The sequence below is a fragment of the Hyalangium minutum genome (assembly GCF_000737315.1).
Taxonomy (GTDB): domain Bacteria; phylum Myxococcota; class Myxococcia; order Myxococcales; family Myxococcaceae; genus Hyalangium; species Hyalangium minutum.
Genome location: NZ_JMCB01000001.1, coordinates 795,983 through 808,680, shown reverse-complemented (window position 1 = coordinate 808,680; position 12,698 = coordinate 795,983). Strand labels below are relative to the sequence as shown.

General features: G+C 67.5%; 10 protein-coding genes and 1 tRNA gene. 4 read left to right on the top strand and 7 right to left on the bottom strand.

Going from position 1 to position 12,698, the window contains the following annotated elements; translation table 11 throughout:
* Positions 1–8: 8 nt before the first annotated feature.
* The 5 genes from DB31_RS03015 to rpsU form a co-directional block, all read right to left on the bottom strand.
* A tRNA-Ile gene (locus tag DB31_RS03015) sits at positions 9–81 on the bottom strand.
* A gap of 177 nt (positions 82–258) precedes the next feature.
* A complete protein-coding gene (gene rpoD / locus DB31_RS03010) occupies positions 259–2,382 on the bottom strand; it encodes an RNA polymerase sigma factor RpoD (RefSeq protein WP_044181619.1) in 2,124 nt (707 codons plus the stop codon).
* Positions 2,383–2,470: 88 nt separating this feature from the next.
* Positions 2,471–4,285: a DNA primase gene (gene dnaG, locus DB31_RS03005; RefSeq protein ID WP_044181618.1), complete on the bottom strand. Its 1,815-nt coding sequence runs from the start codon at positions 4,283–4,285 to the stop codon at positions 2,471–2,473.
* A gap of 339 nt (positions 4,286–4,624) precedes the next feature.
* Positions 4,625–5,086, bottom strand: a complete 462-nt coding sequence (locus DB31_RS03000) for a GatB/YqeY domain-containing protein (RefSeq protein ID WP_044181616.1) — start codon at positions 5,084–5,086, stop codon at positions 4,625–4,627.
* Positions 5,087–5,182: 96 nt separating this feature from the next.
* Positions 5,183–5,377: a 30S ribosomal protein S21 gene (gene rpsU / locus DB31_RS02995; RefSeq protein WP_002614080.1), complete on the bottom strand. Its 195-nt coding sequence runs from the start codon at positions 5,375–5,377 to the stop codon at positions 5,183–5,185.
* Positions 5,378–5,596: 219 nt separating this feature from the next.
* Between rpsU and DB31_RS02990 the strand changes: the two genes are divergently transcribed.
* On the top strand, positions 5,597–7,093 hold the full coding sequence (locus DB31_RS02990; RefSeq protein WP_338034277.1) for a HEAT repeat domain-containing protein: 1,497 nt from the start codon (positions 5,597–5,599) through the stop codon (positions 7,091–7,093).
* A gap of 138 nt (positions 7,094–7,231) precedes the next feature.
* Here DB31_RS02990 and DB31_RS02985 read toward each other — a convergent pair whose 3' ends face one another.
* On the bottom strand, positions 7,232–8,143 hold the full coding sequence (locus DB31_RS02985; protein ID WP_044181605.1) for a GGDEF domain-containing protein: 912 nt from the start codon (positions 8,141–8,143) through the stop codon (positions 7,232–7,234).
* Positions 8,144–8,216: 73 nt separating this feature from the next.
* The gene (locus DB31_RS02980; protein WP_044181602.1) at positions 8,217–9,269 is read right to left on the bottom strand and encodes an asparaginase; all 1,053 of its coding nucleotides are present in this window, start codon (positions 9,267–9,269) and stop codon (positions 8,217–8,219) included.
* Positions 9,270–9,338: 69 nt separating this feature from the next.
* On the opposite strand from DB31_RS02980, the gene DB31_RS02975 reads away from it, so the two are divergent.
* The 3 genes from DB31_RS02975 to truD are packed head-to-tail and all read left to right on the top strand — an operon-like array spanning position 9,339 to position 12,677.
* Positions 9,339–10,331: a DsbA family protein gene (locus DB31_RS02975; protein ID WP_044181599.1), complete on the top strand. Its 993-nt coding sequence runs from the start codon at positions 9,339–9,341 to the stop codon at positions 10,329–10,331.
* Positions 10,332–10,341: 10 nt separating this feature from the next.
* Positions 10,342–11,664 carry a DUF4388 domain-containing protein gene (locus DB31_RS02970; RefSeq protein WP_044181597.1) on the top strand — a complete coding sequence of 441 codons (1,323 nt, stop codon included), beginning with the start codon at positions 10,342–10,344 and terminating at the stop codon, positions 11,662–11,664.
* Positions 11,661–12,677, top strand: a complete 1,017-nt coding sequence (gene truD / locus DB31_RS02965; RefSeq protein WP_044181594.1) for a tRNA pseudouridine(13) synthase TruD — start codon at positions 11,661–11,663, stop codon at positions 12,675–12,677. The genes DB31_RS02970 and truD overlap by 4 nt, the downstream gene beginning before the upstream one ends.
* The last annotated feature ends 21 nt before the right edge of the window (positions 12,678–12,698 follow it).

Below are 12,698 nucleotides of genomic sequence, written 5' to 3'. Positions count from 1 at the left end.
ACAACGAGTGGGCCCTCCTGGATTCGAACCAGGGACCAATCGGTTATGAGCCGACAGCTCTAACCACTGAGCTAAGGGCCCGGAACGGTGCAACGCCGGGTGACAGCGGGAGTATCCCGCTGTGCGTGCCGCTGACAAGGGGGCTGCCGTCCACCCTGTGCGGCCTTGGAAACGGTGAAGCCCCCGGTCCACGCTGGGAACGGGGGCTCCGGGTGCCACCGGGCCTCGAAGGCCCGGGGCTTCAACCGCCCACTCGCCTCAGCTCTCCACGAAGGAGCGCAGGCGCTTGGAGCGGCTGGGGTGGCGCAGCTTGCGCAGCGCCTTGGCCTCGATCTGGCGGATGCGCTCGCGCGTCACCTCGAAGTCCTGGCCGACCTCCTCCAGCGTGTGGTCGCTCTTCTCGCCGATGCCGAAGCGCATGCGCAGCACCTTCTCCTCGCGCGGCGTCAGCGTGGCCAGCACCTTGCGGGTCTGCTCCGCCAGGTTCATGTTGATGACCGCGTCCGCCGGCGACACGAGGCTCTTGTCCTCGATGAAGTCGCCCAGGTGGCTGTCCTCCTCCTCGCCGATCGGCGTCTCCAGGGAGATGGGCTCCTTGGCGATCTTGAGGACCTTGCGCACCTTGTCGAGCGGCAGCTCCATCTTCTCCGCGATCTCCTCAGGCGTCGGCTCGCGGCCGATCTCCTGCACGAGGTAGCGGCTGGTGCGGATGAGCTTGTTGATCGTCTCGATCATGTGCACCGGGATGCGGATGGTGCGGGCCTGATCGGCGATGGCGCGGGTAATGGCCTGGCGGATCCACCACGTGGCGTACGTGGAGAACTTGTAGCCGCGCTTGTACTCGAACTTGTCCACCGCCTTCATCAGGCCGATGTTGCCCTCCTGGATGAGGTCCAGGAACTGCAGGCCGCGGTTGGTGTACTTCTTCGCGATGGACACCACGAGGCGCAGGTTGGCCTCCACCAGCTCGCTCTTGGCGCGCTCGGCGCGCTTCTCGCCCAGGCGGATGGCGTCGTAGTTGCGGCGCAGCGCCTCGACGGGGAGGTTGGCCTCCTCCTCCACCTTCTTGATCTTCCGCACCGCGGTGCGCACGTCGCGGTCCAGCGCCTCGAGCTGCTCCGGCGTGAAGTTCAGCTGCTTCTGGAGCTTCTTGGCGGTGGCCGGGTTCTCGCGCGACTCCTTCAGCTGAGGGCGCAGCTCCTTCATGTTCACGCCGTTGCGGCGCTCGATGTCCCGCAGCTCCTCCTCGGCCTTGTCCACGCGGTCGATGAGCTGGCGCAGGTTGAGGACGATGCGATCCACCTGCTTCTTGTTGAGGCGCATCTCCTCCAGGACCTCCATCATCTTGGTCCGGAGATCCTTCACCTCCTGCTTCACTTCCTTCTTCTTGACGTCGGTGAGCTTCTTCTTGCCGGAGAGATCCTCCTCCAGCACCTCGCAGTCCTTGGCGAACTTGCGGAAGCGCTCGATCTGCTTGCAGATCTGCTCGATCTTGTTGAGCTCGCTCTGAGCCAGCTGCTGCGGCTGCTCACCCTCGGCGCCCTCCTCGGGAGCGTCCTCGGCGCCCTCGGCCTGGGCCTCCTCGGGGGCGTCCTTGATGACGTCGCGCACGCGCAGCTTGCCGCTCTTGAGCTTGTTGCCGATGTCGAGGATGTCCGCCACGGCCACGCGGCAGGCCAGCATGGCGCGCAGCACTTCCTTCTCGCCCTCTTCGATGCGCTTGGCGATCTCCACCTCGCCCTCGCGGGTGAGGAGGCTCACGCTGCCCATCTTGCGCAGGTACAGGCGGACCGGGTCGTTCGACTTGCCACCCGGCTCGTCGTCCTCGTCCTGCTCCTCCTCGTCCGTCTCCTGCTTGTTCTCTTCCTCGACGGCGACGGTGGGCTTGATCTCGTTGGACTGCGCGGCCTTCTGCGCGTCGACGATCTCGATGTCGTTGTCGCCGAACATGCTCATCACGTCGTCGATCTGATCCGACGACACGATGTCCGCGGGCAGCGCGTCATTCACCTCGTCATAGGTGAGGAAACCCTTCTCGCGGCCAGCGGCGAGCAGGTCTTTGACTTCCTTGCGCTCGGCGATGGCCTCCTCCTCGACTTCGTCCTCGACGGCGTCCGGATCAACGTGGACGGCGGCGGCAGCCTCTTCAGCGGCCTCCTCGGGATCGATGTCGTCAGCGGCGGCCTCGGTGGTGCTCTTGCGCTTCTTCAGCTTCTCGGTGGCCGTGGCCACGGCCTCCGCTCGCTCCTCGGCGACGGCGGCGGCAGCCTTGGCCGCACCCTTCGCCGTGGCACCACTGTCCGCCCCCTTCTTCTTGCGGATCGTCGGATCCACCTTCTTCTTGGGCTTCACGGACCCCTTCGAGGGCTTCTGCGTGGGCATTCGGGTACTTCTCCTTGAAAAACAGGTGCTTGGCCTGGAGCGAGCCGGCCGATCTACCGCAAAGTGCAGGATAGTTACAAACGCGAACTCAAACCGGTTGCATTGGTGCCTTTGTTCCCGGCACCGAGGGGCGGAGTTCATCCTGGACGCGCTTCTTCAGCGCCAGGAGCTCGATACGCTGCGCCAGCAGCCGCCGCGTCTCTTCCGTGAGGTCATAGGCGCCTGGAGCCTGCTTGGTGGCCTTCTCAATATAGTTAAGCTGCTCGTCGATCCGCCGCAGCATGAGCTTTCGGCAAACGGTGAGGAAGAAAGTCTCCAGCGCAGCCCCGCCTTCAGGGAGCTGTCGCAGGGCCACCTCGATGGCGCGCTTCACCGGTTCAGCCGCATCAAACAGGGCGTCCTCGGTACCCTGGCCTGAGGTGGCCTGGGCCAGCACCATTCGAAGGCCGGTGTGGGACAATTCGTCACATATCCGGAAGGAGTCCCGGGTGACGAGGCGCGGCTCGCGCAGGGCGGCGGCGACGTAGAGGGCCTCCATGGTGTCTGGAGGGCGGACGGGAGCAGGGCGGGGCGCGGCGGCAGGGCGTTGGGCACTGGCTGCGGGAGGCTGAACGGGCTTGGGCGCGGGCTTGGCGGGGCGCAGGGCACTCTCGAGGTCCCCGGCGGGCAGGCCGAAGTGAGCGCCCACGGCGTTGAGGAACGCCGAGCGCACCAATCCCAGGGGCAGTTGGGCTGCCATGGGCTTCAGCCGCTCGAGCGCTGCCATCTTCTCCTCGAAGCTCGCCTGGGCGCCCTGCGGGAGGACGCTGGCGAAGATGTGAGAGGTGAGCGGCTGCGCGCTGTGGATGAGCCGCTCCACTCCGTCTGAACCTTCACGACGTGCGAAGGTATCCGGATCATCCCCTTGCGGCAAAAGAGCGACGCGGGCGGCTGCTCCGGCAGCAAGCAAGGGACCGGCAAGCCGCTCGACGGCGGCAAGGCCTGCCTGATCTCCGTCCAGCAAGAGGACAAGCTGCGTGGCCTCGGCGCGGCGCAGCAGCTGGAGGTGGCCGGGGGTGATGGCGGTGGAGCAGAGGGCCACCGCGTGGCGGACGCCCACCTGGTGCAGGCCGATGCAGTCGAAGTAGCCCTCCACGAGGATGGCGGCCTTGCGGCGGCGGATCTCGTCGCGGGCCTGCTCCATGCCGTAGAGCGTGTCGCTCTTGTTGTAGAGGAGGGACTCCTTGGAGTTGAGGTACTTGGGGCCCTCCTCGGCGCCCATGAGGCGGCCGCCGAAGGCGATGGGGCGGCCCTCGGGGGCGCGGATGGGGATCATCAGCCGGCTGCGGAAGAAGTCGTAGTAGCCGTCCCCGTTGTTGCGGCGCTGGACGAGGCCGGCCTTCACGGCCCACTCGGTCATGCCCGAACGGGTGAGCTTGTCGGCCAGCAGGCTCCAGGCGTTGGGAGTCCAGCCGAGCCCGAAGGCGTGGGCGGTCTCCTCGGAGACGCCGCGGTTGGCCAGGTAGGTGCGGGCGGCTCGGCCCTCGTCCTGCCAGAGCAGGGAGCGGAAGTGCTCGGCGGCCAGATCCGTGGCTTCCTTGATCTGCTGGCGCTCTCGGGAGGTGGGATCCTGGGCGGCCTCGATGTCGACGCCCACCTCGCGAGCGAGGTCTTTCACTGCGTCCACGAAGGTTTTCCCGAGGTAGCGCTGGACGAACGAGACGGCGTCACCGCTGGCCCGGCAGCCATGGCAGAAGTAGAAGCGCTTCTCCGGGACGACGTAGAAGGAGGGCGTCTTCTCCTGGTGGAACGGGCAGCGGCCCTTGTACTCGCGCCCGGCCTTCTTGAGTTCCACGTGGCGGGAGATGAGGCTGACGAGGTCCACCCGCTCGAGGATTTCTTCGATCTTGTGCTCAGGGATCACGTGGCCTGACCCTCGGCTTGGGGAGTTCCGCAGAGCATGCCCCACGGCTCCGACGTCCAGGGTTGAGTGCATGGGCCCAGGGCCCCCCTGAATGTAGCCCTTCCGTTCAGGGAGGGAAGCGGGGGGGGGAGGAAGGGCCCGTGCCGGCACGGCTCCTGGCAGGTCTGCTCCAGCGGGGTAGGCACGGGTACGGCTCCTCCCACCGGATCAGCGCCGCCCAGGTGGGTGGGCGCGGCAAGGCCGGCTGGGAGTAGCCCTTAACGTTGGAACGGCCCGAGGGCAAGCTCCCGGCCCGAGAGTGGGGCGGGAGCTGCGGAGCAGACCCTGATCAAGGGCTGATCAGGAGGACAGCTTGGCCAGCTGGGCTTTGACTTCCTCGGAGACGGCGCGGCCTTCGGCGCGGCCCTGGATCTTGGGCTGGACGGCCTTCATGACGGCGCCCATGTCCTTGGCGCTCTTGGCGCCCACGGCGGCGATGGCGGCGGCGACTTCGGTGCGCAGCTCGTCGGCGGACAGCTGCTTGGGGAGGTAGTTCTGGAGGATGGAGATCTCATCCTCTTCCTTCTTGGCGAGATCATCGCGGCCGCCGGACTTGTACTGATCGACGGAGTCACGGCGCTGCTTGATGAGGCCGGCGATGACCTTCTCGATGCCGGCGTCGTCGAGGGCGGAGGCTCCCGGCTCCACTTCCTTGTACTTGACGGCGCTCTTGAGCATCCGGAGGACGCTGAGGGTCAGCTCGTTCTTGGACCGCATCGCGTCCTTGAGGTCCGCGTCGATGCGCTCTTTGAGGGTGGGCATGGCAGAGACTCCATCCAGATAGAGGTGGGAGGGGCGACGACGTTCGGGAGCCAGGGCGACTGACGGGCAGAGCGCCCCGGCTCACACGGGCGCGGACTAGAACGACTTGCGCGCCTTCTTCACCGCGCGCTTCTTGGCCGCGAGGGCCTTCTTCTTCCGCTTCACGGAAGGCTTCTCGTAGTGCTCGCGCTTGCGGATCTCGGAGAGGATTCCCGCTTTCTCGGTGGCCTTCTTGAAACGCTTGAGGGCGCTCTCGATGGACTCACCCTCCTTGACTCGAATACCGGGCAATGCAGTCACCTCCTTCCGCTATGCGTCAAAAGTCGTGAAAAGGGCAGCGGATATGGCGCAGCGGGAGGCAAAACGCAAGAAGGCCCGGCAAAAAGCGTCCAGGCGATGGACTAAAGTAGGGGGCCCGTGACTTCCGCTCTGCTTGTGATGCTCCTGCTCTCGACCAGCCCCCGTGGGGAAGCAGGGACCACGGGTTGTTGGAAGGCCTGCCAGCGGCACGTGCAGGATGCCTCCCTTCGGGCCAAGGTGTGTCGGCTGTGCCTGACAGAGGGGGGCAGCCATGAGTGGGTGCTGGCGCTGGCGGAGGCGAAGCCGGTACCCGAAAGTTCACTGAAGTCGGCTCTGGCGGATGAGGACTGGCGGGTGCGCTGGGCAGCGGTGCGAGCCAGCGCCAAGGTGCGCAAGGTGTCCGAGCCCCGGGCCCTGGCGGAGTGGGTCACGGGACTCCAGGCGTCATCGGATTTGCCTGCCTGCCTGACTGCTGCCCGAGCCGCCGCCGAGGCGGGCAATACCCCCTCGGTGTTCCTCCAGAAGGCGGGGGAGAAGGGCGCTGCTGCGGCGGCGCGTGTGCAGGCTCGGAAAGAGGCCATTCGTGAAGCCTTGGAGGTGGAGCTGTACTCCGAGGACACCTCCACGCGGCAGCGGGCGCTCTCTCACCTCGCCACCTTTTTGAAAGTTCCCCCGGCACGGGCCGTGGTGGATGCCATGGAGGGGCGCCCAGAGTCCGCGGATGCGACCGCGGCTGCTGCCCTGCGAGAGCTGGCCGAGCTCAAGTCCCTCTCGGTGGGGCGGATGCTCGTGGAGGTGGCCCAGCCGGCGGACCGCGAGCGCGTCAACCGGCTCTTTGCCGTCTACTCCCAGGAACTTCAGTCTCTGCAGCCGGAACTCACCTCGGGGGACTCGGAGAAGCGGCGCACGGCGGTATTCAAGCTGCGGCTCTACGGTCCACTGGCCCAGCGCGAGCTGGAGCAGGCCCTTCGGGACCCTGATCCGCGAGTGCAGGAGTCTGCTGCGCGCGGGCTCGCCTTGGCCGAGGGACTCTCGATGCTGGAGGCGGCGGGGAAGCGGTTGCAGGCAGGCGGTGACCTGGTGGCCCAGAGGCCATGGCTGGCGGTCCTGGCACGGGAGAAGAACTGCCAGGCATCGTTGTTGGCTGTGGCGGAAGACCTCAAGCAGCCCGTCTCCCTCCGGGGAGAGGCGCTTGCCCAGCTTCCCGAGTGTGCTTCCTGGAACCAGGAGCGCAGCAAGCGGGTGCTGCCGTTCCTCAACGAGCCCCAGCCCCCGCTGCGTGCTGGCGCGTTGCGTGCGCTCTCTGGCGCCTCGGGGGAGGAACTCAGTGAGTCCCTGAAGAGGGGGCTGCAGGATGCCGCTCCTGAAGTCGTCGTCGCGGCCATCGAGACTGCGGCCCACAGGCACCAGACGGGACTGGCGGATGCCATCGCGGAGCAGCTCGGGTCCGCTCATGACGAGGTGCGTCAGGCTTCGGCCCAGGCGCTCGAGCGGCTCGGCAAGGACCGGCACGTCAAGGCGCTCTCGGAGTGTCTCGGAAAGGATCCTGTCCCCGCAGTCCGGGTGGTGGCCGCACAGACACTCGGGGTGCTGGGCGGCCCGTTCGCCATCGCTGCCCTGAGCCAGGCGGCCGCGAAGGATCCGGACTCCCACGTTCAGCACGTGTCTCGCGAGGCACTGAAGCAACTCGGCTTCTCCAAGCGGTAGGCACGGTAGGGCAGGGCACTTCAGGACGCACAGCCCAGGGGCCACAGGTCGCGGGTCCCTCGCTGCGGGGCGGGTCCCCCCGTCGGCTGACGGGTCCGCCCGCCCCGGCGTCCCGCTCTCCAACGATTCGTTCTGCGCTCAGGGGCCGCTGACGGCCTTGGCGTCCACCCGGTTCCGGCCCGCTCGCTTCGCACGGTAGAGGTACTTGTCCGCCGCCGCGAGCAGGTCCTCGGGTTGCGCGAAGTCCGAGTCCAACAGCGTCGCCACTCCCAGGCTGATCGTCACCTTGATCGGCGTCCCGCTGAAGATGAAGTCGCTGCGGTCCACCGCCTGCCGGCACCGCTCCGCGCACGCCAGCGCTTGCTCCTCGGCGGACTCTCGCAACATCAGCGCGAACTCCTCTCCGCCATAACGCGCCAGCAGATCCTCCGTACGCACCGTGTCGCTCACCCGCTGCGCGATCCGCGTCAGCACGTAGTCGCCCGCCGGGTGCCCGTACACATCGTTGATCTTCTTGAAGTGGTCCACGTCGAACATCACCAGCGACAGTGGCACCCGGTGACGCAGGCAGTACGCGAACTCCTTGCGCAGCGTCTCCATGAAGAACTTCTTGTTGTAGAGCCGCGTCAGCCCGTCCCGCGTCGCCGACTCGTAGATGCTCCGCTGGTACTGCTCCTCCAACTGGTCCTGGATGGAGAACTTCAGCACCGTGTTCGAGCCGATCTGGATCTTGTCCCCGTCGTACAGCGGCGCCGTGTTCACCCGCAGGCCGTTCAGGTACGTCCCGTTCGTGCTCCCCAGATCCATCAGCTGGAAACGCCCATCCCCCAACGCCACCACCTTCGCGTGCTTGCGCGAGATACCATCGTCCTCGACCTGGAACTGCGCCTCGGAACTGCGGCCCAGCACCGTCTCCGAACGATCCAGCTTGAACATCCGCCCGATACCCGCCGCGGATTTGGCGCTGATCACGATCAGATAGGCGCTCTGCTGCTGAGCGTTGCTCAGCAGATCCGCGATGGAATGGACGTTTGTCTTCTCCTCGGACATCTGGCCCCCATCTTAAGGGCCTGTATTTCGTGGCGGCAAGCTTACATACCGCTCTTGGAGACATCCGGGGGGTTCACCGCCCGTGCGGTCGGCGCCTCCGCCTCCGAGGTTCGGCGGGCGGTATGGGCGGCCGCCCCACTGTGAGTTCCCCCGCAATCGGGGTCTGGATGAAGCGCCGCTGGGCCTCCGGCTCCGGGTGGTAGGCCAGCCCCTGCATCAGCTTCACCGCCGCCGCCGAGGGCGTCAGGTCCCCCCCTCCAATCGCTCCCTCCTCCAGTGCCACCGCCCCCGACTCGTACAGGGTCAGGTCCACCCCGTTCCGGTACGCCTGGCTCACCACCACCACCGGGATCCCCCGCTCCCGCGCCTGGGCGAAGAGGGGACGCAGCGAGCGGCCGAGCGATGGATCGATCGGGAAGTTGCCCGCCCCATATGCCTCCAAGACCAGTCCCCGCACATGCGGCAACAGCGCAAGCGGGAGCGCTGGGTCCAACCCGGGGTACACCTTCAAGAGGAAGACTCGCGGATCCAGCCGCTCGAAGAGGCGGAAGGCGCCCCGGGGTCGCAGGCCAGGCTCGAAGGTGGCATCCACCCCCAGCGTCCCCAGCACCGGGAAGTTGGGGCTCTCGAAGGCGTCGTACTCGGCGACCTTCACCTTCCGGGTCCGGTTGCCCCGGTACAGGTGGGAGTCGAAGCAGATGGTGACCTCTTTGGGGCCATTGAGCGCCGAGAGCACCGAGTCAATGAGGTTCAGCCGTGCATCCGTCCGGATCTCCCCCAGCGGCCGCTGAGAGCCCGTCAGCACCACAGGCCGTGGCAACCCCCGGAGCATGAAGGAGAGCGCACTGGCCGTGTAGGCCAGCGTATCTGTGCCGTGCGTCACCACCGCCCCATCGAAGTCCGGCAGCCTCTTGTAGAGGTGGGCCGCCATCCCGCTCCACAGCTCGGGCTGCATCTCCGAGCTGTCCAGGTTCGAGAACAGCTCCAGCTCGATGTCGGCCAGCTCGAAGAGCTCGGGAACGCGCGCCTTCAGGGTCCGGAAGAAGGCCGAGGGCCGCAGCGCGGACGGCCGCCCCCCAGCCATCCCCAGCGTTCCCCCGGTATGTAGCAGCAGGACTTTGGGCATGAGCGGCTCTTCACTGACAAAGCCCGCCTTCCTTTACAAGCCCTCCGCGCGTAGCTAAGACCCCCCGGCGTGTCCTCCTACTGCTGGAAGCGCGCTGTCCTCCTGATCGCCGCCGTGTCTCTGACCGGGCTGGCCTGTACCAAGAACCCCGAGGTCGCCCCCGCCGACAAGGGCGCGGCGACCCCTCAGGCCGCGGTATCTCCGCCCGCGCCCCCCGCCCCTCCGGCGGCCCCCCCGGCCGCCCCGGCCAACCCCGGCGCGGCACTCACGGGGATTCCGGGCATGGACTTCTCCTCGCTGCCCCCGTCTGCCCAGCGCGAGCTGGCGAGCATCTTCAGCGACGAGTTCTGCTACTGCGGCTGCCCCCACACCCTGGGCGCCTGCCTGAAGCAGCACACCGGCTGCAAGCACGCCAAGAAGATGGCGAGGATGGCGGCCTCGTTCGTGGCCGATGGCGCAGGCGCCACCGAGGTCATCAACGTCCTGTCCCAGTACTACGCCTCGTTCCGGGAGCCTCGCGTGACCCTGAAGGTGGACCCGCGCATGTGCATGGGCGACGCCAACGCCCCCGTGACGATGGCCGAGTTCTCCGACTTCGAGTGCCCCTACTGCGCCAAGGCCCGCCCGGAACTGGAGGAGTTCGCCAAGAAGAACGCCTCCAAGGTGCGCTTCTGCTACCTGCCGTACCCGCTGCCCATGCACGCCAACGCCATCTCCGCCGGGCGCGCGGTGCTGTGGGCCCGTGACCAGGGCAAGTTCTGGGAGATGCACGATGCGCTCTTCTCCAACCAGGCGAACCTGTCTCCCGCCGCGCTGCCGGGCATCGCCGACAAGATCGGCCTGTCGGGCGCCAAGCTGACGGAGATGCTCAAGGGCGACGCCTATAAGGAGGAGCTGAACAGCTTCAAGGCGCAGGGCAGCGGCGCCAACATCACCGGCACGCCGTCCATCTTCTTCAACGGCCGCCGCGTCCAGCTCCCGCCCGAGCAGGACCTGCTCTCCCAGAGCCTCGAGGACGAGCTCGAGTGGCGCGCGAACAACAACGCGTGGGCCGCCGACTGATGACCCTGGGATGACGCCGCCTCGCTTCCGCATCGACGGGTCCTCGCAGCTCGTCCCCGAGGAGCGCCAGAGTCCGCCCCCGCTGGCGGGCCGGACGGGCTCGTACGCCCTGATGACGACGGCTCCAGACCTGCTCGTCTTCTCGCGGGTACCGGCTCAGGGCGGCACCACCTCCGCTCCCCGCGTGGTGCTGACCGGAGATGCCAGCGGCTTCCCTCTGTCGGATCTGATCGCCTTCCTCAGCCAGTCGCGCTGGAGCGGCCTCGTCCGCGTGCGCACCCCCGGCACCGAGCGCTCCCTCACCCTGCGCGAGGGCGAGGTGCGCGGGGCCAGCTCGGATGACCCCTCGGATCGGCTCGGGGAGGTGCTCGTCCGCCTGGGCTACGTGGACCGGGCCAAGATCGAACAGGTGCTGCGCGAGCAGCCCCCGTCCAAGGTGGGCCGCGCCCTGGTGGAGCGGGGCTACCTGCAGGCGCATGACCTCTTCAAGTGCGTCACCCACCAGGTGAGCGAGATCTTCCACGCCATCGTGCTGTGCCGCGAGGGCTCGTTCTTCCTCATCGACCAGCCGGTAGACGACAAGGCGTCGCACATCCAGCTGTCCACGCAAAGCCTGCTGATGGACAGCATCCGGAAGATCGACGAGCTGGCGCACTTCCGGAAGCGCATCCCCCATGGGCGGCTCTATGTGGGCCCCAAGCGCGCCTCCGACGGCAAGCTCGAGGCGGATGAGGACCGGGTGCTGGCCCTGCTCGACGGCCGACGCACGATCCTCGAGTTGGGGTTCCTGGCCAAGCTGTCCGAGTTCGACATCACCAAGGTCGTCTTCCGCCTGCTCGAGGGCGGCTACGCGGTCCTCTCCGAACAGCCGCTCGTGCCCGTGGCCCCATCGGTGTCGGAGAAGGCCCCTGTGGCCACTCCTTCGCGGCCTGCCCCCTTCGTCCGCCAGAGCCGCGTGGACCACCGTGAGGTGGTCCGTGTCTTCAACCTCATCTTCAAGGAGATCCGGGATGAGGTGGCGCGCAAGGGCATGGACAGCGAGTTCATCGCCGCCGCCAACGTGGCGCTCTCGGGCCAGGCGCTGACGTCCTCGCCGGTGCTCCAGGGGCTGTCGCTGGCCGCCGATGGCACCCTCGCCGAGCCGCAGCTCATCGAGGCCTTCGAGCGCCACCGCACGCGCCTCGGCTCCGAGCCAATCGCCTCCTTCAAGCAGGCGCTCAGTGACGTGATGTTCTTCCTCCTCTTCCAGGCGGGAGAGCTGCTCGAGTCCCGCGCCGATGAAGATCTCGCTCGGCGCGTGAAGGAGCTGCTCGCCACCCTCGAGTCCCCGTGACGGATCTGCCCCGACTCACCGAGGGCGTGCCCGGCTGTGGCGGCGCCTTCAAGCTCGTCCCCGAGGACTTCGAGGTGGAGGAACTCCCCGCCTATCTGCCGAGCGGGGAAGGGGAGCACCTCTTCCTCTGGGTGGAGAAGCGGGGCCGGGACACGCGCGAGCTGGTGCGCGCGCTCTCTCAGGCGCTCGGCTTCCCCGAGGGCGAGATTGGCGTCGCGGGCATGAAGGACCGGCACGCGGTCACCCGCCAGTTGCTCTCTGTGCCAGCACGGGCGGAGCCGAAGCTCCCGGCCTTCTCTCTAGAGGGCGTGACCGTGCTGTGGGCGCGCCGCCACGGGAACAAGCTGCGGACCGGACACCTCAAGGGCAACCGCTTCCGGATGCGTCTGCGAGGCGTAAAGGACCTTGGCGCTGCCCGAGAGTCCTTTTCCCGGCTAGTGGCGCGAGGAGTGCCCAACTACTTCGGAGAGCAGCGCTTCGGGCGCGAGCGCGACAACGCGGATCGGGGCAAGGTGCTCCTCCTGGGCCAGCGGCTGCCTCAGCGCCCGGACCGCTTCCAGCGCAAGCTGTACCTCTCCGCCTTCCAGTCCCGCCTCTTCAACAAGGCCCTCGCTGCACGCCTTCGCGCGGGGACTTTCGATCAGGCGCTCCTGGGGGACGTGCTTCGCAAGGAGGACACCGGCGGCCTCTTCGTCTGCGAGGCACCCGAAGTGGATGGTCCGCGGGTAGCCGCCTTCGAGGTGAGCCCCGCAGGGCCCATGTTCGGCCCGAAGATGACGCCCTCGGCCCACGGTGTGGCGGAGGCCGAGGCCGCGCTGCTGGCCGAGGAGGGCGTGACGCTCTCGGACTTTCAGCGTGGCGGAGGCGAGACGGAGGGCACGCGCAGGCCCTACCGCGTGCGCATCGGCAACCCCGAGTTCTCCCCAGAAGGAGAGGATCTGGTGCTGGCCTTCGAGTTGTCCAAGGGGGCCTACGCCACCGAGGTCCTCGCCGAGCTGCTCAAGGAAGGGTGAACCCCGGTGACGGGGTGGGGC

Coding starts and splice junctions, on each gene's coding strand:
- rpoD (WP_044181619.1), bottom strand. CDS start 2,382: ATGCCCACGCAGAAGCCCTCGAAGGGGTCCGTGAAGCCCAAGAAGAAG.
- DB31_RS03000 (WP_044181616.1), bottom strand. CDS start 5,086: ATGCCCACCCTCAAAGAGCGCATCGACGCGGACCTCAAGGACGCGATG.
- DB31_RS02985 (WP_044181605.1), bottom strand. CDS start 8,143: ATGTCCGAGGAGAAGACAAACGTCCATTCCATCGCGGATCTGCTGAGC.
- DB31_RS02980 (WP_044181602.1), bottom strand. CDS start 9,269: ATGCCCAAAGTCCTGCTGCTACATACCGGGGGAACGCTGGGGATGGCT.
- DB31_RS02970 (WP_044181597.1), top strand. CDS start 10,342: ATGACGCCGCCTCGCTTCCGCATCGACGGGTCCTCGCAGCTCGTCCCC.